The sequence below is a fragment of the Allokutzneria sp. A3M-2-11 16 genome (assembly GCF_024213555.1).
GTDB lineage: Bacteria > Actinomycetota > Actinomycetes > Mycobacteriales > Pseudonocardiaceae > Allokutzneria.
On the sequence record NZ_JANAVO010000003.1, the window covers coordinates 288,845 to 314,292 of the forward strand.

General features: G+C 70.1%; 20 protein-coding genes. 16 read left to right on the forward strand and 4 right to left on the reverse strand.

Annotation, left to right across the window (positions count from 1 at the left end; all coding sequences use genetic code 11):
• Positions 1-115: 115 nt before the first annotated feature.
• Entirely contained in the window at positions 116-1,144 is a 1,029-nt protein-coding gene (locus tag NLX83_RS23110; RefSeq protein ID WP_254237211.1) for a LacI family DNA-binding transcriptional regulator, read from the reverse strand.
• A 239-nt stretch (positions 1,145-1,383) separates the two neighbouring features.
• On the opposite strand from NLX83_RS23110, the gene NLX83_RS23115 reads away from it, so the two are divergent.
• On the forward strand, positions 1,384-2,862 hold the full coding sequence (locus NLX83_RS23115) for a peptide MFS transporter (RefSeq protein WP_254237212.1): 1,479 nt from the start codon (positions 1,384-1,386) through the stop codon (positions 2,860-2,862).
• Between the two features lie 104 nt (positions 2,863-2,966).
• Positions 2,967-4,052, forward strand: a complete 1,086-nt coding sequence (locus NLX83_RS23120) for a hypothetical protein (protein WP_254237213.1) — start codon at positions 2,967-2,969, stop codon at positions 4,050-4,052.
• A 257-nt stretch (positions 4,053-4,309) separates the two neighbouring features.
• On the opposite strand, the gene NLX83_RS23125 is transcribed toward NLX83_RS23120, so the two are convergent.
• A complete protein-coding gene (locus tag NLX83_RS23125; protein WP_254237214.1) occupies positions 4,310-5,605 on the reverse strand; it encodes a cytochrome P450 in 1,296 nt (431 codons plus the stop codon).
• Between the two features lie 191 nt (positions 5,606-5,796).
• Between NLX83_RS23125 and NLX83_RS23130 the strand changes: the two genes are divergently transcribed.
• Positions 5,797-6,327 carry a DUF1707 SHOCT-like domain-containing protein gene (locus NLX83_RS23130; RefSeq protein ID WP_254237215.1) on the forward strand — a complete coding sequence of 177 codons (531 nt, stop codon included), beginning with the start codon at positions 5,797-5,799 and terminating at the stop codon, positions 6,325-6,327.
• 136 nt (positions 6,328-6,463) lie between these two features.
• Here the strand turns inward: NLX83_RS23130 and NLX83_RS23135 are convergent, their stop codons facing one another.
• Positions 6,464-7,057, reverse strand: a complete 594-nt coding sequence (locus NLX83_RS23135) for a TetR/AcrR family transcriptional regulator (RefSeq protein WP_254237216.1) — start codon at positions 7,055-7,057, stop codon at positions 6,464-6,466.
• 314 nt (positions 7,058-7,371) lie between these two features.
• Here NLX83_RS23135 and NLX83_RS23140 point away from each other — a divergent pair, with 314 nt between their 5' ends.
• The 12 genes from NLX83_RS23140 (at position 7,372) to NLX83_RS23195 (ending at position 20,999) form a co-directional block, all read left to right on the forward strand.
• Positions 7,372-9,645 (forward strand): PQQ-dependent sugar dehydrogenase, encoded by a 2,274-nt coding sequence (locus tag NLX83_RS23140; RefSeq protein ID WP_254237217.1) that lies wholly within the window; start codon positions 7,372-7,374, stop codon positions 9,643-9,645.
• A 223-nt stretch (positions 9,646-9,868) separates the two neighbouring features.
• Positions 9,869-11,086, forward strand: coding sequence for an ergothioneine biosynthesis glutamate--cysteine ligase EgtA (gene egtA, locus NLX83_RS23145; RefSeq protein WP_374118796.1), 1,218 nt, complete (start codon positions 9,869-9,871; stop codon positions 11,084-11,086).
• Positions 11,083-12,570, forward strand: a complete 1,488-nt coding sequence (gene egtB, locus NLX83_RS23150) for an ergothioneine biosynthesis protein EgtB (RefSeq protein ID WP_254237219.1) — start codon at positions 11,083-11,085, stop codon at positions 12,568-12,570. Before egtA ends, egtB begins: the two co-directional genes overlap by 4 nt.
• A 4-nt stretch (positions 12,571-12,574) precedes the next feature.
• The gene (egtC, locus tag NLX83_RS23155) at positions 12,575-13,315 is read left to right on the forward strand and encodes an ergothioneine biosynthesis protein EgtC (RefSeq protein WP_254237220.1); all 741 of its coding nucleotides are present in this window, start codon (positions 12,575-12,577) and stop codon (positions 13,313-13,315) included.
• Positions 13,316-13,325: 10 nt separating this feature from the next.
• Entirely contained in the window at positions 13,326-14,312 is a 987-nt protein-coding gene (gene egtD, locus NLX83_RS23160; RefSeq protein ID WP_254237221.1) for an L-histidine N(alpha)-methyltransferase, read from the forward strand.
• Between the two features lie 10 nt (positions 14,313-14,322).
• Positions 14,323-14,796 carry a nitroreductase family deazaflavin-dependent oxidoreductase gene (locus NLX83_RS23165; RefSeq protein WP_254237222.1) on the forward strand — a complete coding sequence of 158 codons (474 nt, stop codon included), beginning with the start codon at positions 14,323-14,325 and terminating at the stop codon, positions 14,794-14,796.
• A 47-nt stretch (positions 14,797-14,843) separates the two neighbouring features.
• Positions 14,844-15,524, forward strand: coding sequence for a GntR family transcriptional regulator (locus NLX83_RS23170; protein WP_254237223.1), 681 nt, complete (start codon positions 14,844-14,846; stop codon positions 15,522-15,524).
• A gap of 108 nt (positions 15,525-15,632) precedes the next feature.
• On the forward strand, positions 15,633-16,544 hold the full coding sequence (locus NLX83_RS23175) for a GHMP family kinase ATP-binding protein (RefSeq protein ID WP_254237224.1): 912 nt from the start codon (positions 15,633-15,635) through the stop codon (positions 16,542-16,544).
• A complete protein-coding gene (locus NLX83_RS23180; RefSeq protein WP_254237225.1) occupies positions 16,537-17,580 on the forward strand; it encodes a pyridoxal-phosphate dependent enzyme in 1,044 nt (347 codons plus the stop codon). The genes NLX83_RS23175 and NLX83_RS23180 overlap by 8 nt, the downstream gene beginning before the upstream one ends.
• Positions 17,577-18,794, forward strand: a complete 1,218-nt coding sequence (locus NLX83_RS23185) for an ATP-grasp domain-containing protein (protein WP_254237226.1) — start codon at positions 17,577-17,579, stop codon at positions 18,792-18,794. Before NLX83_RS23180 ends, NLX83_RS23185 begins: the two co-directional genes overlap by 4 nt.
• Positions 18,784-19,926: an MFS transporter gene (locus tag NLX83_RS23190; protein ID WP_254237227.1), complete on the forward strand. Its 1,143-nt coding sequence runs from the start codon at positions 18,784-18,786 to the stop codon at positions 19,924-19,926. The genes NLX83_RS23185 and NLX83_RS23190 overlap by 11 nt, the downstream gene beginning before the upstream one ends.
• Before the next feature lie 35 nt (positions 19,927-19,961).
• A complete protein-coding gene (locus tag NLX83_RS23195; RefSeq protein ID WP_254237228.1) occupies positions 19,962-20,999 on the forward strand; it encodes a hypothetical protein in 1,038 nt (345 codons plus the stop codon).
• Between the two features lie 147 nt (positions 21,000-21,146).
• Here NLX83_RS23195 and NLX83_RS23200 read toward each other — a convergent pair whose 3' ends face one another.
• Entirely contained in the window at positions 21,147-21,860 is a 714-nt protein-coding gene (locus NLX83_RS23200) for a sulfite exporter TauE/SafE family protein (RefSeq protein WP_254237229.1), read from the reverse strand.
• Between the two features lie 220 nt (positions 21,861-22,080).
• On the opposite strand from NLX83_RS23200, the gene NLX83_RS23205 reads away from it, so the two are divergent.
• Entirely contained in the window at positions 22,081-25,251 is a 3,171-nt protein-coding gene (locus NLX83_RS23205) for an ATP-binding protein (RefSeq protein WP_254237230.1), read from the forward strand.
• Positions 25,252-25,448: the final 197 nt, after the last annotated feature.

Genomic DNA, 25,448 nt, shown 5'->3' on the forward strand with positions numbered 1-25,448 from the left:
ACCGCTCGCGGGTTCGAGCATCCGCTTGGATTGCGGATCTGGCACGGGGGTAGTCACTCCCTTGGTTGAACGGTTACCGACCAGTGTAAGTGCTCGTCAGGCTGCTTGTCGCCGGTCAGCCGGGAATGCCGGTGCTGTCCCGGAGCACGACCTTCGCGGCGACCTCGACCGTGCGCGGTTCCGGCGGCGCCTCGCCCTCCAGCGCCAGCCGGGCGGCCCGCTCGCCGATCTCCTCCAGCGGCAGCCGCACCGTGGTCAGCGCGGGCACTAGGTCGCTCAGCGTGGGGATGTCCCCGAATCCGGCGACCGCCACGTCGTCCGGGGAACGCAGGCCGCGCTCGCGCATCGCGGCCATCGCGCCGACCGCCATGACGTCGTTCACGGCGAACACGCACCGCGCCCCGGTGCCGCGGTCGAGCAGCTCGTGCATGGCGGCGTGGCCGCCGTCCCGGGTGAAGGCGCCGTGCACGATGTTGTGCCCGGCCAGCTCGACGCCGTGCGCGGCCAGTCCCGCGCGGAAGCCGTCGAGCCGGTCGCGCGCGGCGAGCAGCCGTTCCGGACCGGCGAGGACGGCGAACTCGCGGTGGCCCTGCCCGGCGAGGCTGGCGGCCAGGTCGTGCGCGCCCGGGGTGTTGGCGGGCACCACGGTGTCGGCGGGCAGGTGTGCCTGGGACACGCACGCCACCCGGCCGCCCTGGGCCTGGAACGCCTCGATCTCGGCGGCGAGCCTGCGCGTCGCGGCCTCGTCGGTGGTCCTGGTGCCGACCAGCACGACGGCGCGGGCCCGGTGCGCGCGCAGCGTGGAGAGCAGGGCCAGTTCGCGCTCCGGCTCGCGGGTGGTGGTGCCCAGCACCACGATCAGCCCGGCCTCCTCGGCGACCCTGGTCACCCCGGCGGCGATGGAGGAGAAGTACGGGTCGGCGATGTCGTGCACGACCAGCCCGACCAGCGAGCTGGTGTTGCGGGCCAGCGCCTGGGCCGAGGCATTGGGCAGGTAGCCCAGCTCGCGCGCCGTGGCCAGCACCCGGTCCCGCAGCTCCGCGCTGACCTGGCGCGTGCTGCCGTTGAGCACCCTGGACGCCGTGGCCAAGGACACCTTCGCGTGCTTGGCCACCTCGGCCAGCGTCACCTGCCGATGTGTCACCCGCCACCTCCGTACCGGTCGACGGCGCAGCGTATCGGTCCGAACGGCGGACCGGCGCGTTCCCCACCGCGCGTCCTGCCGGAAAGGCGTCGCGAAGTTGTCTCACGTCACATGGATTTGAGTCCTTCCGACTCTCGACGGAAACCGGGACCGAGTCGCTATGGTCCAGACAACAACGGCATCGGGGCCGTCCGGTTCGGCGTGTCCCGAGGCGACCTGCCAGAGGGAGGACGTCGAAGGTGACGGCCACGGAATCCACGAAGCCCGCGCGACAGAAGGGCTTCTTCGGCCACCCGTGGGGGTTGGCCACCCTGTTCTTCACCGAGATGTGGGAACGCTTCTCCTACTACGGGATGCGCGTCCTGCTGATCTTCTTCCTGACCGCCTCGGTCGCCCAGGGCGGCCTCGGGATGGAGAAGGGGCTCGCCTCCTCGCTGGTCAGCGCCTACGGTGCGGCGATCTACATGTCCGCGCTGGCCGGTGGCTGGATCGCCGACCGGCTGCTCGGCGGCCAGCGGTCGGTGCTCTACGGCGGTGTGCTGATCATGGCCGGGCACATCTGCATGGCGATCCCCGCGGGCAGCACGACGATCTTCCTCGGGCTCGCGCTGGTCATCCTCGGGACGAGCCTGCTCAAGCCGAACATCTCCACCCTGGTCGGTGGCCTCTACCCGGAGCACGACGCCCGCAGGGACGCCGGTTTCACCGTCTTCTACATGGGCGTCAACCTGGGCAGCTTCGCCGGGATCACCATCTCCGGCTGGCTCGGCCAGCAGGTCGACTTCCACCTCGGCTTCGGCGCCGCGGCCGTGGGCATGGCGCTCGGCCTGATCCAGTACGTGCTGGGCAAGGGCAACCTGGGTGTGGCGACGGCGGCCCCGGTGAACCCGCTGACCGCCGACGAGCGCGGCAAGGTCTTCGGCCGCATCGGCGCCGGGCTGGCCGCGCTGGTCCTGGTGATCGCGATCTTCTGGTCGATGGACATGCTGGACCTCCAGCTGGTCATCAACGGCATCAGCCTGATGTCGATCCTGCTGCCGATCGGGTACTTCGCGGTGCTGCTGCGCAGCCCGCTGGTCGACGACGACGAGCGCTCCCGGGTCAAGGGCTACATCCCGCTGTTCCTCGCCTCGGTGATGTTCTTCCTGATCTTCGAGCAGGCCGCGAACGTGCTGAACCTCTACGCCAGCGAGAAGGTGCAGAACACCGTGCTGGGCATGGAGTTCCCGGCGTCGTGGTTCCAGTCGGTCAACCCCGTCTTCATCCTGCTGTTCGCGCCCCTGGTGGCCGCGATCTGGATGAGGATGGGCGAGCGGCAGCCCTCGACCGGGCGCAAGTTCGCGATCGCGCTGGTGCTGATCGGCGCGTCCTTCGGGGTGATCGTGCTCGCCGACGCGACCAGCGCGGGTGGCCTGGTCAGCCCGTTGTGGCTGCTGGGGGTCTACGCGGTGCAGACCCTCGGTGAGCTGCTGCTGTCCCCGATCGGCCTCTCCGTGACCTCGAAGGCGGCGCCGAAGGCGTTCGTCTCGCAGATGATGGCGCTGTGGTTCCTGTCCATCGCGGCGGGCCAGGGCATCGCGGCGCAGCTGGTGCCGCTGTACGGCAGCGTTTCGGACGCGGTGTACTTCGGCATGTTCGCCGGTGCGGCGGTCGTGCTCGCGGTGCTGCTGTGGATCAGCGCTCCGAAGATCCGCGTGATGATGCGCGGCGCGGAGTAGCGCTCCTGCCACCGAGCGGCCGCCGTCCACTGTGGATGGCGGCCGTTTGGTTTCGGTTGAACGGTGGTTCCGCAGTTGGCCCGTTCGTACTACGTTGCGCCGCCATGTCGATGAGAACGATCATGGCAGCGGTGGCGTCGCTGGTGCTCGTGGCGGTCGGTGCGGTGCCGGTCACGGGGGCGGTTCAGCAGCGGTGCGCGGACCTGGTGCCGCCGGACCAGAGCGCGGAGAACCCCACCTGGTACGACTTCGTGAACACCTACCGGTCCCGGTGCGCCGCGCAGGACAACCACGGCCGCGAGCTCGGGGACGTCACGCTGTCGGTGCCGCACGGGAAGGTCGAGGTGTCCGTGACGACGTCGACCGCGCTGGCGGGCGCGATCGGCTCGCTGAAGGTCGGCGGCAGGGAGTTCATCGACAGCGGCGGCCACGGAGCGGCGCTGCAGTACGCCTTCCACGCCTGGAAGCGGGGAGCCGAGCCGTCGGAGTGCTACAACCCGACCCAGGCCGGGGCGCGGGTGGACGACGACAAGGCCAGGGCCCCGTTCCACGAGTCGAGCACGAGCAAGGTGACTTCCGTTTCCCCGCAAGGGAAATCGGTCACCTACACCTCGCAGCCCGCGATGTTCGTCACCCGCGGCGACCCGAAGCCGGGCTTCGGCGGCTGCAGGGGCAAGGACCTCCAGCCCGGCGCCGCGCCCTTCACCTCCGGCCTGTCGAAGGCGACCCTCACGTCGTCCGTCCACATGGGACCCGACAACGGATTGTCCGGCCTGGACAACGTGATCCGGCTCGCCGCGACCTACGAGACCAACGACGCGGCCTACGAGAAGTTCGACGGCCTGCTCATCGCCTACCTGCAGAAGGACTTCACCGCGAAGTACACCTACACCGGCGGGGAGCTGACGGAGCGCAAGCAGGACGCGTCGACCGATCCCTCGGTGCGGTGCACCGCGGCCGGGGAGTACTGCCTCGGAATGCACGTCCGGCCGAAGCTCATGTCCGGCGCCTACTACTACACGCTGGACCGGAAGACGCCGGGAACCTTCTCCGAGCAGGCCACCCAGGTCACGTGGGCCGCGGATGACGTTGCCGCCAACGCGAAACTGTCTTACGAGGTCTACCTCGCGGTGGGAGACAAGGCCCTGGTCGCGAAGACCCTCGGAGAACTGTCCCGGCAGCTGCCCTGAAGCTAAGCCAGAGGACGCAGCAACGCGGTCGCGCACCACGTAAACTGTGCCCGTGCACACCACGCGCCCCCAGACCCCACCCAAGGCGCGCGCGAACTAGAGAACCCCGTTTCGTACTCATAACGGGAAAAAGAGCGCTCCAAAAACCCGTTAAGAGTACGAAACGGGTTTTTGGGCTGCGTTGGTGATGTTGAGGGGGACGAGGAACGAGGGTGGGCGCACGATCGGGGTTGGTCTCGTAGGGGATGTGGACGGGGTTACAGCACGGTCGTGCGGCGGCGTACCAGGGAGACCGGGATGCTCTCCAGGGTGGGCAGCAGGCGTGCGTGGTTGCGCTTGACCTGGCCGTCCAGGCGCAGTGCCGGGAAGCGGCGGAACAGCTCGCGCAGCGCGATCTCGCCCTCCATCCTGGCGAGTCCCGCGCCGACGCAGAAGTGCACGCCGCCCGCGAACGCCAGGTGTTCCCTGGCGTTGCGCCGCATGATGTCGAAGCGGTCGGGGTTGCGGAAGACCTTGGGATCGCGGTTGGCGGCGGCCAGCAGCACCGCGACGTGGTCGCCGGGCTTGAGCGTGGTCCCGGCGACCTCGACCGGCTCCAGCGCCGCGCGGACGGTGAAGTGCACGGGCGGGCTGTGCCGCAGCGTCTCCTCGACCACGTTGGCGGCGAGGCTGAAGTCGGCGAGCAGGCGCTCGCGCGCGTCGCGGTTGACCAGCAGCGCCAGCGCGCCGTTGCCGATCAGGTTGAGGGTGGTGCCGAAACCGGCGAGCAGCAGCAGGCCCGCGGTGGCGAGCAGGTCCCTGTCCGCGACCGGCGCTCCGTCCACTTCGGAGTGAACCAGCTGGCTCAGCAGGTCCTCGCCGGGGGAGCGCCTGCGGTAGGCGATCAGCTCGCCGAAGAACGTGTGCAGCTCGGCGATCACCGAGTCCAGCCGCTTCTGCTCGGCCAGCGAGTGCACGCCGTCCAGGGCCGGGCCGACCTGGCGGGCCCACGCGCTGAACCGCTCGTGGTCCGGGGCGGGCACGCCGAGCATGTCGCTGATGACCTGGATCGGCACGCGGTCGGCGAAGTGCGGCACCAGGTCGAACTGGGGCCGCGTGGACAGCTCGTCCAGGTAGCCGGAGACCGTGCGCTCGATCTGCTCGTAGCGGGCGCGCACCGCGCGGGGGGTGAACCACGGCGCGACCAGTTTGCGCAGCCGCGTGTGGTCCGGCGGGTCCATGCTGAGGAAGGAGTCCTCGATGGGGTGCACGGGCTCGGGAGGGCGCGGCGGCAGCGGGATGAGCATGCCCTCGCTCGCCGAGACCTGGCTGACGCCGAACCGCGGATCGCGCAGGATCTGGGTGGCCCACCGGTGCGAGGGCGTGATGTAGAGCTGGAGCTTGCTGCGCACCAGGTCGCCGTCGCGGCGGATGCGCTCGTAGAGCGGGTAGGGGCTGTGCGAACCCCGGCGCAGCAGTTTGGCGCCGTGGTCCCCCCGCGATGAGTAGATGCTCAGAGCCGCGCGTTCCACCAGAAAAGACACCGTCCGCCGTACATCCTCGTTGATGCCCATGGCGAGTCCCTCCCGGGTCGGGCCGCGTCCCGCGAAGAAGTATCGTCCCGGCCTGGCCGGCGCGGGGACTGCCGCCGGGCCCGGATCGGGACGCGGACACATGTTACTCGAAGGTAGCCCCCGTACGACCGAGCTTGACCGACTTTTTTCCGAACTGAAGAATCTTGGTTAACAAGAGGATGGGGGACCGGATGACTCCGGAAGACGGTTCGGCGCTCGTGCGGCGGATTTCCGACGCGGACCGGGAGAACGCCGCGGTCGTGCTGAACCGCGCGGTCGCCGACGGCAGGCTCACGTGGACCGAGCACGCCGAGCGGCTTGAGCAGGTGTACGCGGCGCGCACCGCGGGCGAGCTGAGCCCGCTGCTCGCGGACCTGCACCAGCCCGTGCCGGTCGACCGCGCCCCCAAGCGGCTCAGCGCCGTGTTCAGCAAGGTCATCCGCGCGCCCGAGGGCACGAGTCCGCTGCGCGTGCGCGCGGTGTTCGGCGCGGCCGTCATCGATCTGCGCTCGGCGCGGCCCGGAGAGGAGATCGACCTCGTGGCTTCGTCGATGTTCGGCAAGGTCGTGCTGACCGTGCCCGAGGACGCGACGGTGATCGACGAGGGCGGAGCCGTGTTCGGCAAGCGCCATGTGGCCGCGGGCACGAGTGGTGGTTCCGGCGCGGTGATCCGGCTTTCCGGGCGCAGCGTTTTCGGCAAGCTCGTCGTGCACCGAGGCTAGAATCACCTCGTGCGCCTTGCCCTCCGCCCCCGCTCATCCTCGGCCGAAGCCGTCTAGAGATCTCCCGTTTCGTACTCATAGCGGGAAAAAGAGCGCTCCCATAGGCGGCTATGAGTACGAAACGGGAGAAGCGGGCTCAGGGGCGGTTGCGGTGGCGGCGCACGGTTTCCTCGACGACGTCGAGTACGGGGCCGAGGTCGTCGGCGGGCAGGCCCATCGCCAGGTGTGAGACGAGTCCTTCGAGGACCAGTTCCAGGAACGCGGTCAGGACCTTCACGTCGACGTCGTCGCGGAGGTTGCCGGCGTCGCGCTGTCGCTGCAATCGCGCAGTGGTGGCCTCGGTGAGCTGTTGCGAGCGCTCGGCCCAGCGGGCGCGGAAGTCGGGGTCGGTGCGCAGGCGCCGCGTCACCTCCAGGCGCGTGGCCAGCGAGTGCACCGGGTGCTCGCCGCCGATGTCCTGCGGGGTCGACAGCAGGTCGCGCATCACCTGCACCAGGCCCTGTTCGGCGACGACCTCGGCCATCCGGAGCGCGTCCTCCTCGGCCAGCGCGAGGAACAGCGACTCCTTGTCCCGGAAGTGGTGGAAGATCGCGCCCCGGGACAGTCCGGTGGCTTCTTCCAGCCTGCGCACGGTCGCGCCCTCGTAGCCGTGGCGGGCGAAACAGCTCCGCGCGCCGTCCAGGATCTGGCGGCGGCGGGCGTCGAGGTGGTCCTGGCTGACCCTGGGCACGCCGCAGATGGTGGCAGCCGGTGTGCGTCCAGTGCAATCCGTACGTACGTTTTGGGCGGGACCTCACGCGACGGGGCGAACGGTACCGCCGCTCGCCCCGGATGGCCGAATCCGTTCGGAGGATTTGCGGGAAGCGCTTACCGCGCGCTCTTGTGCGCCGCGCGGGCGCGGTGGTGAGATCTGGCAAGTCTCCTTACTTTTTCACCGGACCGCCGCCGCACCCCTGTAAGCCCTCATCATCTGGAGGCATCGTGGCTGTCCAGTTCAGGTGGCCCGTGGCGTTGGCCGCAGCATTAGTCGCAACGATCATCCCCGTGACCGCGCACGCGGCGCCGACCGACTACGAGGCCGAGGACGCACAGATCTCCCAAGGTGCGGTCGAGTCCAACCACGCCGGGTTCTCCGGGCGGGGATTCGTCAACTACACCAACGTCGCGGGCAGCTACGTCGAGTGGACGGTCTCCGCCGCGCAGGCGGGGACGTACGCGCTGACCCTGCGCTACGCCAACGGAACCGAGGTGAACCGCCCGGTCGACATCCGCGTCAACGGCGCGATCTCCGCGAGCGCGGTGGCCTTCCCTGGGACCGGCGCGTGGACGACCTGGCAGACGAAGACGGTCACCGCGACGCTCGCCGCGGGGCAGAACAAGATCCGCGCGACGGCCACGACGGCTGAGGGCGGGCCGAACGCGGACAAGCTGACCGTGGACGGCGCCGACACCGAAAAGCCGACCGCACCAACGAATCTGCGCTCGAACGGAGCGGCGACACCGACCACGGTCGCGCTCGCGTGGGATGCGGCGCGCGACAACGTCGGCGTTGTCGGCTACGACGTTTACCAGCACGGCCAGCACATGAAGTCGGTTACTGGGCTGTCGACGACGATCGACGGGCTCACGCCGAACACCGAGTACCAGTGGACGGTCTTCGCTAAGGACGCGGCGGGCAATGTCTCCGCGGCAAGCAACGAGGTGGTCATCAAGACACCGCCCGCGCAGCAGGACACCGAGGCGCCTTCGGCTCCGACGAACCTCGCGCGCGGCACGGTCGGCCCGAACAGTGTTGGGCTGCAATGGAGTCCTTCGCAGGACAACGTCGGCGTGACGGGCTACGAGATCCTGCGTGACGGTCAGGTGGCTGCCACCGCAACGGGAACCGCGGGCGAGGTCGGCGGTCTCAGCCCGAGCACGGCCTACAAGTTCACGGTTCGTGCGCGTGACGCTGTGGGCAATCGCTCCGCGAACAGCAACGAGATCACCGTGACGACCGCTCCGCCCGGCGGTGGGGGCGGGGTCGAGCCCGGCCGCGTGACCACGATCGCGTCCAATGTGGACGTTCCGTGGGGTGTGGCGTTCCTGCCCGAGGGATCGGCGTTGGTCAGCGAGCGCAACAACTTCAACGTCTTCAAGCTCACGCAGGGCGGTCAGCGCACCCCGGCGGGCAAGGTGCCCAACGCGGTCACCACGGGCGGCGAGGGCGGCTTGCTCGGGCTTGAGGTGTCGCCGAACTTCGCCTCGGACAAGTGGGTCTACATCTACCACTCGTCCAACCAGGGCAACCGCGTCGTGCGGATGAAGTACGAGAACAACGCGCTCGTCCAGTCCAGCTACCAGGTTCTGCTCGGCAACATCCCGCAGAGCCGGTTCCACAACGGCGGGCGGCTGCGCTTCGGTCCGGACGGCATGCTGTACGTGGCCACCGGCGACGCGCAGGCGCACCAGAACGCGCAGGACCTCGGCTCCACCGCGGGCAAGATCCTGCGGATCACGCCGGACGGCAAGGTTCCCGCGGACAACCCGTTCGCCGGGAATCCCGTGTGGAGCTACGGGCACCGTAACGTGCAGGGTCTCGGGTTCGACTCGCGCGGCCGCCTGTGGGCGACGGAGTTCGGCAACAGCCAGATGGACGAGCTGAACCTGATCGTCAAGGGCGGCAACTACGGTTGGTCCGACTGCGAGGGCACCGCGACCGGGCTCGGCGGCGGTGGCTGCGACAAGCCCGGATTCCGCCGTCCCGCGCGCACTTTCGCTCCTACCGGGTCGAACTCGCCGAGCGGGCTGACCATCGTCAACGACCACATCTTCGTCGCGCAGACCACCGGCGAGCGCGTGTACCGCATGAAGATCAACGGTGACGGCGTCGACACGCCCAAGGCGTACTTCCAGGGCGCGTACGGGCGCCTGCGCACCGTGGAGAAGTCACCGTCCGGCGGACTCTGGTTGACAACAACCACCGACAAGGACGGAACTGCCAACAATGACCGGATCTTCCACATCGAACTGACCGGAGCGAACCCGCGGCCCGGCCAGTTCAAGCTCACGAGTTCGGCGTTCGCGGACAACGCGATGCTCCCGGCGAAGTACACCGGCGCGGGCGATGGCAAGGCGGGACAGGACATTTCGCCGCCGCTGAGCTGGGCGCCCGGAGCCGCGGGCGCGAAGAGCTACGCCATCGTCCTCGCCGACCGCGTCAACAACGGCAACAAGCGGCACTGGGCGATCTGGGACGTCCCGATCCAGAACGCCGTGGTGGCCAACAGTTCCGCGAACGTCGTGCTCAACGGCAGGTCCAACGCGTCCACCCAGTAGCGGCAGTCCCGTTGCGGCATTGGTTGCGCCTGGCGCGACCGGTGCCGCAACGGGATCGGTGCAGAGCGGGGGTGCGGCGGTGCGGGTGACTCGGGGCTGAACGGGTGATGTTGCGCTGGTGAAGGCCGGTTTTCGAGTCGTTCCCCGGGCGGCGGCGGCACGGTCGACGGGGTGCGACTGTCAGAGGGCGTGTGTAGCTTCGGGATGACCCGAGTCACCAGGAGTGATCATCTTGACCACACGCACCGCACCGCCGAGCGCGCAGGTCGTCAGCACCAGGGCGCACGCGGAGGCTTACATCGCCTCGATCTGTTTCAAGACAGGGCCTCCGTGTCTGGTGGGCGTCGAGCTGGAGTGGACCGTCCACCACGCCGACGACCCGCGAAGACCGCTGGAGTACGACCAGCTCGTCGCCGCGCTCGGCGCCCACGCGCCCGCCGAGCTCCGCGGCCCGCAACTGCCCTTGCCCAACGGTTCGATGCTCACCGTGGAGCCCGGTGGACAGGTCGAGGTCTCGACCGCCCCGCAGCCCGAACTGAGCACCCTGATCTCCGTCGCCTCTGCCGACATCGCTTACGTGGTCGAACTCCTGCGTCGTTCCGGGCTCGTGCTCGGCACCCGGGGGACCGATCCGTTCCGCCCGCGGAAGCGCCTGCTGGACACCCCCCGCTACCGGGCGATGGAGCGCGCTTTCGAACCGATCGGCCCGCACGGCCGGACCATGATGTGCAGCACCGCCGGTTTGCAGGTGTGCCTCGATGCCGGGGAACCGCACCGGGTTCCCGTGCGCTGGGCCGCGGTGCACGCGCTCGGGCCGGTGCTGACGGCGGCCTTCGCCAACTCCCCGGAGCTGGACGGGGCGCGCACCGGCTGGGCCTCCACCAGGATGCGCGCGGTGGCCGGGACCGATCCCGTTCGCACCTCGCCCGCGCCAGTCGGGGCCGACCCGGCGCGGCTGTGGGCGCGGCACGCACTGGACGCGCCGCTGGTGTGCCTGCGCAGACCGGGGGAGGACTGGTCGCCACCGCCCGGGGTCACCCTCGGCGACTGGGTGGACGGGGCGATAGCCCCACCGCCGACCACCGACGACATCGACTACCACATCAGCACGCTGTTCCCGCCGGTCCGGCCGCGCGGCTACCTCGAAGTGCGCTACCTGGACGCGCAGCCGACCGGGGAGTGGGTGGTGCCGCTGGTGCTGCTCACCGCGCTGTTCCACCAGGAGTCCACTGTGGACGCCGTACTGGACGTGACGGTGGACGCGGCCGACCGCTGGGAGGCGGCGGCGCGGTACGGGCTGGCCGATCCGGTGCTGGCCCTGGTCGCCGAGCGGGTCTTCGAGCTGGGCGCCCGCGCGATTCCCGCGCTGGGGCTGCCCGCCGAGCTGGCGTCGCTGGTGATCGAATCCCTCGAACACGTGCGGGCGGGTGATCCGGCATGACGACGACCGAGCAGGAGTCCTTGCGCGCCAAGGCCGCGGCCGAACTGGAGCGGGCCAGGCTGCGCAGCGCGGCGCTGACCGACGTGCTCGACGACGACGAGCTGGTGCGGCAGCACTCGCCGTTGATGTCGCCGCTGATCTGGGACCTCGCGCACATCGGCAACCAGGAAGAGCTGTGGCTGGTGCGCGACGTCGGCGGGCTGCCCGCGGTGCGCAGCGACATCGACGAGCTCTACGACGCCTTCAAGCACTCGCGCGCGTCGCGGCCCGCGCTGCCGTTGCTCAAGCCCGGTGAGGCGCGGCAGTACGTGGACCAGGTGCGGCGCAAGACGATGGACATTGTCGACCGAGTGCCGTTGCGGGGGCGCAGGCTGGTGGAGAACGCCTTCGCCTTCGGCATGCTCGTGCAGCACGAGCAACAGCACGACGAGACCATGCTGATCACGCACCAGACCCGCAAGAGCACCGCGGTGCTGCACGCGGAAGATCCTCCCAAAGCGGACGGAACCGTTCTGCCGCACGAGGTTCTGGTGCAGGGTGGACCGTTCACGATGGGCACGTCGACCGAACCGTGGGCGCTGGACAACGAACGCCCGGCGCACCAGGTGCACGTCGACGCGTTCTTCATCGACACCACGCCGGTCAGCTGCGGGCAGTACCAGGAGTTCATGGCCGATGGCGGGTACGAGCGCGCGGAACTGTGGACCGAGGCGGGGTGGGAACACCGCGTCAAGTCCAACCTGCGCGCGCCCCTGTACTGGCGGCGGGACGGGGATCGTTGGCTGCGCGACTGCTTCGGCGTGATCGGGCCGGTGCGCGATGCCGAGCCCGTCGTGCACGTCAGCTTCCACGAGGCGCAGGCGTACGCGCGGTGGGCGGGCAAGCGGCTGCCAACGGAGGCGGAGTGGGAGAAGGCGGCGCGGTTCGACCCGGAGAGCGGTCGCTCGCGCAGATTCCCTTGGGGTGACGAGAATCCCGGGCCACAGCACGCCAACCTCGGCCAGCGGCACCTGCGGCCCGCGGAGGTCGGGAGCTACCCGGCGGGCGCGTCGCCGCTGGGCGTGCGGCAGCTGATCGGTGACGTGTGGGAGTGGGTGGACACCGACCTCCACGGCTACCCGGGATTCACCGCGTTCCCGTACCGCGAGTACTCCGAGGTCTTCTTCGGCCCCGACTACAAGATGCTGCGCGGCGGTTGCTTCGGCACTGACGCGGTGGCCTGCCGGGGCACGTTCCGCAACTGGGACTACCCGATCCGCAGGCAGATCTTCGCCGGATTCCGTTGTGCGCGAACGCCAGGGGGTGGGGAGCCAGGGCGTGTTTCGCAGGTCCGTGTTCGCGATAGCCGGGCCGAGCCCGCCCCTGGCGGCGCCGCCGAAAAGCCCACGTACAACACCGGTACGCGGCCTTCCCGCCGTCTTGCCAGGAACGACCCCGATCCCGACTCTCATCGAACGAGACCTGCGAAACGCGCCCAGGGGTAGCCCCGTGTGCAGACACCTCGGCTACCTCGGCAGGTCGATCCTGCTGGGCGAGCTGCTGTTGCTGCCGCCGCGTTCGCTGATGCGCCAGTCCTGGGCGCCGGAGGACATGCGCGGCGGCGGCACGATCAACGCGGACGGCTTCGGCGTCGGGTGGTACAGCACCCTCCGGCCCGAGCCAACGCGCTACCGCACCGTCCGTCCACTGTGGAGCGACGCGACGTTCGCCTCGCTGGCCGGGACGACGAGCAGCGGCGCGGTGCTGGCCGCTGTGCGCTCGGCGACGGTGGGCATGCCCGTGGTGGAGACCGCGAACGCGCCCTTCGCCGACGGCGAGTGGTTGTTCAGCCACAACGGCCGTGTCGACGGGTGGCCGGTGTCGCTGGCCGGGCTCGCCGCGCGGCTGCCGACCGTGGACCTGATCACCCTGGACGCGCCGACCGACTCGGCGGTGCTGTGGGCGCTCGTGCGGGACCGGCTGCGCGCCGGTGTCCCGCCGAGGGACGCGCTGGCCGAGGTGGTCGCCGAGGTCGACGCGGCCGCCTCGAACTCGCGGCTGAACCTGATGCTCACCAACGGGCGGCAGCTCGCCGCGACCACCTGGGACCACGCGTTGTCGGTGCGCCACACCGGCGACGGCGTGCTGGTCTCCTCCGAACCCATCGACGACAGCCCCGAATGGACAGCGCTGTCGGACAAGCAGCTTGTCGTCGCCAGTGAGTCCACTGTGGACATTGAGAGTCTCTAGGAGCTTTGCCATGCCACAGCTCGTGCTCGACCTGCACCACACCGAGGCCGATGCCGCGCGCTCCCTGCGCGCCGATGTGCTCGCGGGCCTCACCGCGACACCGAAGTGGTTGCCGCCCAAGTGGTTCTACGACGCGCGGGGCAGCGCGCTGTTCGAGGACATCACCCGCCTCCCCGAGTACTACCCGACCCGGGCCGAGCGGGAGGTGCTGGACCGCGAGGCCGACGAGATCGCCAGGGTGACCGGGGCGGAGACGCTGGTGGAGCTGGGATCGGGCTCCTCGGAGAAGACCAGGCTGCTGCTGGACGCGCTGCACCGGCAGGGGCTGCTGAAGCGCTTCGTGCCGCTGGACGTCTCCACCAGCGCGCTGGCCATGGCCGCGTCCTCGATCGCCTCGGAGTACACCGACGTCGAGGTGCACGGCGTGGTCGGCGACTTCACCGCGCACCTCGACGCGATCCCGGCCGTGCCCAACCGCATGATCGCCTTCCTCGGCGGCACGATCGGCAACCTGGAGCCGGAGGAGCGCGCGGTGTTCCTGCGCTCCGTGCGCGACACCCTGGAGCCGGGGGAGTGGCTGCTCCTCGGCGCGGACCTGGTGAAGGACCCCGGCGTGCTGGTCCCCGCCTACGACGACGCCGCGGGCGTGACCGCGGAGTTCAACCGCAACGTGCTGCACGTGCTCAACCGGGAGCTGGGCGCGGACTTCGAGGTCGGGGAGTTCGAGCACGTCGCGCGGTGGAACACCGGGGCCGAGCGGATCGAGATGGTGCTGCGGGCGCGGCGGGCCATGGCGGTGACGGTCGCCGAACTGGGGCTGAACCTGTCCTTCGCCGAAGGGGAGGAGCTGCGCACCGAGACCTCGGCGAAGTTCCGCAGACAGGGGCTGGCCGACGAGCTGCGCGCGGCCGGGCTGGCGCTGCGCCGGTTCTGGACCGACTCGGCCGGGCGGTTCTCCGTGGCACTCGCGCAGGTGACGGCGACTACCGGCGGGTAACCTACGGAACGTGAATCCGATTACCGCGATGGCGCGTCGGCTCGGCCGGAAGAAGTGGTTCTCCGATCTCGGCCGGGCCTTCGTGCCCGTCGACCTGGCCGTGCAGCGCCGGTCCAAGGGCAGGATCAGCCTGCTGGCGCTGCTCGGCCTGCCGTCGATGCTGCTGACCACCACCGGCCGCAAGAGCGGGCAGCCGCGCGCGGTGCCGCTGCTCTACGTGCCGCATCCGCGCGGGTTCATCGTGACCGCCTCGAACTGGGGCGGGCCGAAGCACCCGGCGTGGTCGGCGAACCTGATCGCCAACCCGGACGCCGAGGCCCTGGTGCGGTCGAAACCCCTTGCGGTGCGGGCGGAACTGGCCGAGGGCGAGCTGCGCGAGGAGCTGTGGGGGCGGATCGTCGAGCACTGGCCCGCCTACGAGACCTACGCCGAGCGGGCCGGTTCGCGGCGGATCAGGGTCTTCCTGTTGACTCTCCAGCGCTGAACCGCGCCGTTAGGCTCTTTCAGCAGTTGAACGGCGATGCTGGGGGTGTGACGGTGGAGAACGAGGTCGCCGGGTGCTGGCCGCTGGCCGGGGACGAGGGGCTGAGCACCAGCGAGCGGGTGTACCTCGCGCTGCGCCAGCGCATCGTCTCGGGCCAGCTCAGCGACGGCAGCCGCCTCGTCGAGACCCGGCTGGCCACCCGGTTCAACGTCAGCCGCACCCCCGTCCGGGAGGCGGTCAAGCGCCTGACCGCGGACGGCCTGATCGCCCCCGACGCGCTGAAGGGCCTGGTCGTGGTCGCGGTGGGGCCCGAGGAGGTGGACGAGATCTTCCAGGTGCGCGCGGCGCTGGACGGCCTCGCCGCCGCACTGGCGGCGGAGCGGATCACCGGCGACAACCTCGCCCGGTTGCACCGCGCCAACGACCGGGTGCGGGACGGTCACGCCGCGGGCGACCTGGCCGGGATGGTGAAGGCGAACCTGGACTTCCACGCGGAGATCTACGCGGTCGCCGGTAACCGCACGCTGAGCCTGATCGCCGACAAGCTGAACGCGTTCGTGGTGCGGACGAGCAGTCGAGCCTTCAGCTCGGCCGAGTTCGTCCAGGAGGCGCTGGCCGAGCACGAGGACATCGTGGCGGCCCTGGCCCGCCGCGATGTCGAAGAGGCCGCGAGGCTGTCCCGGGAGCACATGAACACCGCCCGCCGGAACGCGCGGCAGGGCCGCTAGGAGCGCCCAGACCGAGCCTGGTCAAGCCTTTCGGGTTCAGAGATTCTTTGCTTTCGCTGAGTGTATGCAGCTGTATACAGTCGTTGGCCTGAAGCGAAGGAGGTCCGGATGAGCGCCGTACCCTGCGTGGCACCGCCGGTGGTGCCGACCGCGTCACCGCTGGTCAGCTCCGGTGTCTGCCACGGCACCCTCGGCGAGCTGTTCCAGGGGCCGATGACGCGGCACGGGGAGCGCGCGATCGCGCTGGTGTCCTTTCCGGTGGACCGGCACGCCTGGGCCTACTTCACCCCGGACGGCGGCAGCGCCCGGCCGCGGCCCGCGTTCCCGAAATCGGCTCGCGCCGTGGAGCTGTTCCTGTGGCACTACGGGATCGAGCTGCCCGCGGGCACGTGGAGCACCCATTCGGAACTCACGGTCGGCGTCGGCATGGCCAGCTCCACCGCCGACATCGTGGCCACCCTCCGCTGCCTGTTCCGCTTCACCGGCATCCGCTACGACCAGGCCGTGGTGATCAAGATCCTGGCCGCGATCGAGCGCGCCGACAGCGTGTTCCTCGACGAGTTCGCGCTCTACCTCAGTGCGCGGCACGAGGTGGTGCGCACGCTCGGCGCGCGGGTCGGCTTCCACACCTGCTTCGTCTCGGCCGGGGCCGCCGTCGACACCGCCGGGGTCACCCCGTTGCTGCTGGAGCACTACGCGGCGCATGACAAGTCCTATGTGGACTGTCTGGGGGAGCTGCTCGCCGGGTTCTCGGCCGGAGACCACGCGCGGATCGCGCGGGCTTCGACGCACAGCGCGACGCTGTCCCAGAAGGTGCTGCCGAAGGACGGGTTCGCGGAGGTGCTGGCCCAACGGCGGCGCTTCGGCGCGGACGGGATCTTCGTCGCGCACACCGGCTCGCTGCTGGGTTACCTCTTCCGGCGGCGGCCGTCCCGGGTGCTGATGGACGAGCTGTCGTCGTTCTTCCGCATGCTCGGCATGCAGTGCAGTTTCGCCTCCGGAGGGTTCGACCGTGCATGACCACATCGCGGACGCGCTGTCCGTGCCGCGCCTGGTCCGGCTGGCCGAGAACGTCGTGCTGGTCCGGTTCGAGACGATGAAGATCTACTCCGCCCTCGCCGCGGTGCGCTGGCTGCTCGACAACGGGATCGTCCACAGAGGACAGACCTTGGTGGACAGCTCCAGCGGCATCTACGCGGTGTCCCTCGCGCTGGCCTGCCACCGCCACGGGATGCGCTGCCACATCATCGCGTCGACCACAGTGGACGAGACGGTGCGCGCGCAGCTGGACATCCTCGGCGCGACCATCGAGCAGATGCCGCCGTCGGCCGACCTGCGGCAGGACCAGGACCGTCGGGTGGCCAGGGTGCACGAGCTGCTGGCGGAGCGCCCCGACGTGCACTGGATGCGGCAGTACCACGACCAGATCCACTACCTCGGCTACGCGGAGGTGGCCGGGCAGATCCGTGAGGAGCTGGCAGCGGCCGGGCTCGGCGGGCGTCCGCTCGCGGTGGTCGGCGGGGTCGGGTCCGGCGCGTCCACCGGCGGGCTCACGAGTTTCCTGCGCCGCGAGGACGACACGGTCCGGCTGATCGGGGTGCAGCCCTTCGGCAGCGTCACCTTCGGCAGCGAGGCGCACAGCGATCCGGAGGCGATCATCGCGGGCATCGGCAGCGCGATCGAGTTCGGCAACGTCCGGCACGAGCTGTACGACCGGATGCACTGGCTCGGCTTCACCCACGCCATGGCGGGTTCGGTGGCGCTGCTGCGCGAGCACGCGGTGTTCGCCGGGCTCTCCAGCGGCGCGGCCCACCTCGTCGGCCGGTGGGAGGCGGAGCGCGACCCCGACCGCGTGCACCTGGTGATCGCCGCCGACACCGGACACCGTTATGTGGAAAGGGTTTTCGCCCGGCACGCCGAGGCGGTCGACGCGCGCGGACTCGCTCCGGCCGAGATCACCGATCCCGCCGACCTGGTGATGCCGTGGTCGGCGATGTCGTGGAACCGCAGATCGTGGAGCCGCGGCGCACTCATCAGCTCAGGAGCGGCGCGATGACCATCGTTGTGTTGGAGTCACTCACTTTCGGCCTGCGCAGGCTGGTCGAGGCCGCCTCGGATCTCGGTGAGCGGCTGTGCCTGCTCACCCAGGACCCCGACTTCTACCAGCACGAACTGGCTTCCCTGCGGGAGGACCAGCTCGACGTGGTCCTGGTGGACACCTTCGACCAGGACGCGGTGCGCAAGGCGATCGACGCGTTGCCGGGCGTGCGCGGGCTGATCAGCTCGACCGACACGTGGGCGGTCGCCGGGGCCGAGCTGGCCGAGCAGTTCGGCCTCCCCGGCCTCGCGGCCGAGCGCGTCCGCTTCGCCCGTGACAAGTTCGAGGTGCGGAACCTGTTGTGGGAGAAGGGTTTGTCCTCCGGCGCGGCGGAACGCGTCACCGCGGCAGAGCTGGACATCGAGCTGCTGTCCCGGGCGACCGGCCTGCCCGCGGTGGTGAAGGACTCCGCGGGAACGGGCAGTCGCAACGTGTGGCTCGTGCGCGACGCGGCGGATCTGGACGTGCTCCGCGCCGAGGCCGAGGCCGCGACGCTGACCGGAACGCTGCTGGCCGAACCGTTCCTGCACGGGCCGGTGTACAGCGCCGAGACGCTGACCTGGCGTGGGCACACCCGGCTGCTCGGCGTCTCCAGCAGGCTGATGAGCCCGCCGCCGCGGTTCGTCGAGTCGGTGACGGCTTTCCCCGTCGCTTTCCCGCAACACCAGCTCGCCGAACTGTCCGCGTGGGTCGGCAAGGTGCTCGCGGCCGTGGGGTACACCGACCGCTTCGCGCACGTTGAGTTCGCGATGACAGCGACGGGCCCGGAGGTCATCGAGATCAACCCGCGCATCGGCGGGGCTCAGGTGGCGGAGTCGATGTGCCGTGCGTTGGGCTACAACGTTTATCGCGCGGCAGTGCAGCTCGCGCTGGGGGAGCGGCCCGAGCTGATCGGGACCGAGCTTCCCGGCGGTCCGGCCGTCGCGTTCACCCTCAGCTATCCCGAGGAGACGGGGATTTTCACCGAGGTGAGCGGGCTTTCCGGGCTCTACAAGCTACCTGGGGCACCGCAGTGGTTGCCGACCAAGCGGCCCGGGGTTCGGATCGAGCACCTCGGGGATCACCGAGGCTGCGTCGGCATGGTGCTCGCGGAGGCCGAGACCGCGGAGCTGGCCGTGCACCGGGTCGTCGCCGCGGCGGGGACGATTCGGGTGCGCACCAGTGAAGTTTGATCCTTCGGCACGTTTCCTGCTGGTCAGTTCGTTCCTGATCCCGTTGGGCAGCTTCATGGTGCTGCCGTTCATGTCGGTGTTCCTGCACGAGCGCTTCGGTTTGGGGCTGGGCACGGTCGGCGTGGTGCTCGCGGTGGCGTCGCTGGTGCAGTTCTCCGGCGGCATCGTGGGCGGCGTGGTGGCCGAGCGGATCGGTGTGCGGCGCGCGATGGTGCTGGCGCTGGTGGTGCGGACGTCCGGGTTCTGCTGCTTCCTCGCTGGGTTGAGCTGGTCACCGGCCGCGGTGCTCGCGCTCGTGCTCACCTGCTGCGGCGCGGCGCTCTACCTGCCCGCCAACAAGGCTTACCTGGTCGAGGGCGTCAGCGGGGAGCGGCGGCCGCTGTTCCTGTCGGCGAGCAACGCCGCGCTCAACGCGGGCATGGCGGCGGGACCGCTGCTCGCGGGGCCGTTCGTGCTCAGCGCGCCGGGGCTGGTCTTCGCGGTGGTCAGCGGCCTGTTCCTGGCAATGACGTTCGGGCACGCGTTGCTCCCAGAGCGGCCGGTCCCGCAACGACGGGAGGCGTCGCCGTTGGCCGGGCTGAGCCTGCTTCCGTTCTGCGCCACCGCTATCAGCTTCTACCTGTACTTCTTCATGCAGCACTTCCTCGCCGTGTTCGCGGTGCCGAGGACGTCGCCGGAGTTCTACTCGGTGGTGCTGTTGATCAATGCCGGGCTCGTGATCGTGTTGCAGCCGCTGGTCTCCGGTGCGGTGGCGCGCATGCCTTACCGCTACGCGCTGCTGATCGGCTTCGCGGGATTCACCGTGGGCATGGCGGTGCTGCCGCACGCGATCCTGGTCGGAGCCGTGCTGATCACGTTGGGCGACATCGTGTTGTTCCTCAAGAACGAGCTTGTCGCGCTGGACACCACACCGCGGTCGGCCGCTGTGGTTTTCGGCCAGCAACGGCTCGCGGCGGGGCTGGGCGCGTGCGCGAGCGGCTTGGTCGGCGGAGTGCTCTACGACAGCGTCGGCGGCACGACGTTCTGGCTCGTCGTTGCGGCGCAATGCGTCCTGCTGCCGCCGCTACTCCTTTTGGCGCGACGTTTTCGGCGTGGCTCGACGGGGGTCGCGGTGCGCGCGGTACATGACTAGGTTCTGCCTCCCGCATCGCTGATCCGGAGGTACTCGTGCGTCTTCTGCTCGTAGTAGCCCTTGCCGCACTTCAGCTCGGTGTGCCGGAGGAGCCTGTCAGCTACGCGGCCGTGCGCCTGGTGAAAACGACGGCCAGCGCGCCGAGCACGCCGGAGATCACGCTGCCCGCGGGCTACACGATGGTGCCCGGCGAGAAGCACCAGGTGGCGAGCCGCGCCGAGTTCTACTTCTACGTGCAGGGGCCGCGCAGCACCGGCGTGGAGATCTCGATGCGCTGGCCGGGCACTCCGATCAGCGTTGTCGTCGAAGGCAAGAACCGGATCACGCCGGTCGTGGAGCCCGAGCGCGTGCGGTTCACGGTGCCGGTGCTCGCGGCGAGCCCGAACGCGGCCAGCTGGACCGTGCAGGTGTCCAGCTACCTCAGCGGTTCCACCGCGAGCGGCCGCTACTGGCGGGTGGAGCACAACGATCCGGATCGCGTCGCCGGGCCGTGGACTTCGGTGGCGTGGCCCGCGGGGCAGGTGAAGGCGGTGGTGAACCACATGGCCGCCGCCGACGTGGTGCTGCGGGATTCAGGGCTCGTCGAGAAAGCGCGGCAGCGTGGGCACTTCTTCGCGTTGATGGGTTTCGAAACCAACAACACCCTGCACACCGACAATCCGCCGCACTGGCACTTGTCGTACTACCCGGGGCAGACGTTCAGTGCTCCCAAGGCACATGTGCCGCACTTTTGGGTCGACAAGGCGGGCGCGAACTTCTACAACGGCATGGATGTCGTGGGTGAGGGACGGAAGAAGTTCTACGTCGGCGATCCCGCGCCGATTCACGACGCGGAGGGCCAACTCATCGTCACGCTGACCATTCGCGCCGATGGCGGCCTGGACATCGCCGTGCCCAACGGCCCCACGTACGGCGTCCTGCCTGTTCCGGGCGGACTGACCGAGGGCGCACAGGTCCTCCGCGACGGCCAGCCGCTGACGACGGTGCGCGCGACCGACGATGTGCGCGACGGCGTGCTCACCCTGCCCGGCTCCGTGCACCACTACGACCCGCTGACCGGAGCCCTGCTCTGACCGAGTTCGCCGGTCTTCAAGTACCACAGACCCCCTTGTCGATCACCGTAAACCGCCCCCAACCCGGCGCCGGGCGTCAGGGGGTTCAGCGCACTTAACGGTGATCAACTTGGGGGGTGGGGTGTACTTGAAGACCGGCGAACGCCGCTAGAGAATGTTGCGTAGTACGAGAAACGTGGCGCTGACCGCGGCGACGGCGAGGACGGCGTAGCGCAGGCGGGGGCCGCGGAGGAACTTGCGCAGCGGGCTCGACACCGCGAAGCCCGCCAGCATGAACGGCAGCAGCACCGCCGCCGCGCCCAGGTGCTCTACGCGTACCTGCCCGGCGATCCACAGGGTCAGCACGGAGGAAATGGACGCCAGCAGGAAGTAGGCGCCGAGCGTCGCTCGCACGACCGGGCCGGTGGAGTGCTGGTACAGCAAGGCGATCGGTGGCCCACCGATCGAGGACGCCGTGCCGAACGCGCCGCTCGCGGCCCCGGCCACCACCAAGCCTGGCCGCGTCGGCGTGAGCTTCAGCGACAGCAGGGACAGCCCGACGCAGATCAGCACGGACACGCCGATCGCGATGTTGAACTGCGCCAACGGCAGCGCGGCCACCGCGAGCACGCCCAGCACGTTGCCCGGCAGCCTGCCCACCATCGCCCAGCCGACCCCGCGCCAGTCGGTGTGCTTGTGCTCCCGCGCGACGGCGAGCGCGGCTTGAACGCAGGCGATCATCAGGACCGGTACGGGAACGAGCATCGGGTCGATCAACGCCAGCAGCGGCCCGGCGAGCAGGTTCAGCCCGTAGCCGACCGAGCCCTGGACCAGCGCGCCGACCAGCACGACCAGTCCCGCGACCAGCAGGCCGACCCCCATTGCCGCACCTCCGCGTGGTGATGGTGATGCCCACGTTTGCACGCGGAGCGGCTCCGGTTCGCGGTGTCGTGGTTGATCCCACAGAAACCGGCCGCTCTGGCAAACGGGTGGTCTTTTCTGCACTTATGGGCAATTCGCCCTTTCTGGTAGCGAAATAGTGTTGGCGCGGCAGCCCCGGCACTGATGGGCTGCGCCCGGGGGAACGCGCAAGGGGGCCGAAATGCACGATGCACTTTCCTTTGTGGGGCGGCGCAATGCCCTCGCGGAGCTCACCGGGCTGCTGGACCGGGCCGTGGCCGGGCGGGGGTCGCTGGTGCTCGTCGCCGGTGAGGCCGGGATCGGGAAGACGACGCTGGTCGAGCGCTTCGCCACGACGGCGGGCGAGCGGGACGTCCGGGTGCTGTGGGGCGGCTGCTGGCCGGGCCAGGGGCAGTCGCCGTACTGGCCGTTCGTGCAGGTGCTGCGGAGCTGCGTCGCGGATTGGGGCTGGGACAGGGTTTCCGGGCTCGTCGGCGGTGACGCGCGGTACCTGAGCCGCCTGCTGCCCGAGCGCGAGGCAGGCGATCCGGGCGCCAGTGAGGACGAGTCGACGCGCTTTCGCCTGTTCGACACGCTGACCAGGGTGCTGGTCGGGCGCGCGGCCGAGAAACCGCTGGTGGTGGTGCTGGAGGACCTGCACTGGGCCGATGAGGGATCACTGCGCTACCTGGAGTTCCTCGGTCATCTGCTGCGCCAGGCCGGGCTGCTGGTGATCGGCACCTATCGCGACGTGGACGCCGAGGACTCCGCGCTGACCGAGCGGCTGCCGCAGCTGCGCCGCTTCGGGCCGAGGCTGGACATCGCCGGGCTCGACCAGGACGAGGTCGGCCAGTTGATGCGCTCGATCACCGCCACGCGGCCGGATGCCGACCTCGTGACCAAGGTGCACCGCAGCAGCGGCGGCAACCCGTTGTTCGCCGGTGAGGTCGCCAGGCTGCTCGGCGCGGGCGGCTCCGGCGAGGACGTTCCCGCCGCGGTGGAGCACGTGATCGACCGGCGCCTGTCCCTGCTCGGCGCGGACGAGGTGGCGCTGCTGTCCACGGCGGCGGTGCTCGGCGCGGAGTTCGACCCGGCCGAGCTGGCGGATCTGGCGAACCTCGCCGTCGCGGACGTGCGCGGGCGGCTCTCCGAGTCGCTGCGCCGCCGCGTGCTGATCGCGGCGGACGGCGACCGGCTGCGTTTCCTGCACGCCCTGCTGCGCGACGCGCTCTACCGGAGGCTCGACGTCGCCGACCGCGAAGCGCTGCATCGCCGTGCGGGCAAGGTGATCCTCGCGCGTTCCACCGACCAGGGCGCGGTCGCGAGCCGCGTCGCGCACCACTTCAGCCGGGGCAACGGCCCGCAGCAGGCGGTGCAGTACGACGTCCTCGCGGGCAAGCACGCCATGCGCTCGCTCGCCTTCGAGGACGCGGTCCGGCACTTCGCCCGCGCCGCGGCGGCTGTCGCCGAAGGTGAAGGGCCGCAACGCTGCGAGATCCTGATGAACCTCGCGCTCGCCCAGTGGCGCGCGGGCAACGGCAAGCTCGCCGCGCAGACCTACCAGGCCGCGTTCGACCTCGCGAAGGCCATCGGTGACGTGCGGTCCTTGGGCTTGGCCGCGCTCGGGTGCTGCGTGCGGGACGAGCTGTGGGCGAACGAGCCGAAGCTGATCGCCAACCTCGAGTACGCGCTGGACACCTTGGAGGACAAGGACCCCGCGCTCCGCGCCCGGTTGCTCGCGCGGCTTTCCCGGGAGCTGGTCCTGGTGCCGGGGACCGAGGACCGCCGGGCCGTGCTCGTCGCGGAGGCGGAGCAGGTGGCGCGCGCCGTCGACGATCCCGCGACGCTGGCCGAAGTCCTGGGCACGATGCACAACGCGCACTGGACCCCTGACAACGCGGGGGATCGGTTGCGGACCGCCGTGGAGATCATCGGACTGGCCAAGCGGGCGGGTGATGAGAACCTGGTCGTCGACGGCGCGCTGTGGCGGGTGGTCTGCCTGGTCGAGCTGGGCGATCGGGTCGAGGCGGAGAAAGCCCTTGTGGCGTATGGGAGATGCGCCGAGGAACTGCGCGGGCCACTGCGGTTGTTCTACCACCGGTGCATCGCCGCGCACTTCGCCTTCCTCGACGGCAGGTTCGCCGCTTCCGAGGCGTTGATCGAGGAGGCGCTCGCCCTCGGGGAGCGCGCGCACATCGAGGCGGCGGAACACCTCTACCACCAGCACAAGACCTCGGTCGCCCTGGCGCGGGGCGACCGCGCGGAGACCGAGGCCCAGCTCGCCGCGTACGCAAGGCGGATGTCGCAGCGCCCGGAGTTCACCGCGTTCGGCCACTGCGTCAGCGCGCTCGTGCAGGCGAAGCTCGGGAAAACCGCGGAGCCCAAAGCGTTTCTCGACATGGCGATGTCGCAGGGCGCTCCGTCGATCGCCGGGCAGCCGCTGGGGATCTGCCTGCTGACGATGCTTTCGGAGATCGCCTACCGAACCGGCGCTCATGATCACGCCGAGGCGTTGTTCGAGGTGTTGCGCCCCTACGACGGGTGCGTCGCGGTCGGCGCCGGAGTGGTGCACGGCCTGGTGTCGCACGCGCTCGGCCTGATGGCGATGATGTTGTCCCGTGCGGACGCCGATGGCTATCTCACCGCCGCGGCTTCGCAGGCCAAGTCGATGCGCGCGCGTCCGTTGTTCGCCCGCATCAGCCTGGACCACGCGCGGTTGCTGGCCGGGACGGCGCGCGGCGCGGCGTTGGCGGCCGAGGTCCGGGACGAGTGCGCCGAGCTCGGGATGGAGCTGCTGCACGGGGAAGCGCTCGGCCACGTGGCACCGGCCGAGGTCACGCGGTCCGCGTCGCTGCGCCGCGAGGGCGAGTACTGGTCACTCCACTGTGGACAGAGCGTGGTGCGGCTGAAGAACACCAAGGGGATCGGCTACCTGGTACGGCTGCTGTCCCGGCCCGGCGCCGAGCTGCACGTCCTCGACCTCGTCGGAGAGGAAAGCGTTACCCAGCAAGGACTTCCCGTGCTCGACGCGGCGGCGAAGTCGGCCTACCGCGCCCGGCTGGCCGAGCTGCGGGCGGATCGTGACGAGGCGGAGTCCTACAACGACCCGGCCCGCGTCGACAGCGTCCAGGCGGAGATCGACGCGCTGGTCCGGGAGCTCAGCGGCGCGGTGGGGCTCGGCGGGCGGGACCGCAGGACCGGCTCCAGCGCGGAACGCGCCCGGCTCAACGTGACCCGCAGCCTGCGCACGATCATCGCGCGGATCACCGAGGGCGACCCGGAGCTCGGCCACCACCTGGACACCACGATCCGCACCGGCTCCTACTGCGAGTACCGCCCAGGCCCGCGTCCGCCCGTCAAGTGGACCTGGTGACCGTGGTTGGGGCGTCTTCAAGTACACCCCACCCCCGCTGAAACCGTCGCAAACAGCTACATACCCCCGGGGAGCCGCTGCCGGGGTTTGCTGCTGTTAAAGACGGAACTTGCCCGGGTGCGTCGGACTTGAAGACGCCACAACCCGCGGTGAGCAGTGACGAGGGCGCCCCGAGTGATGCGTGTGCGGGGCGCCCT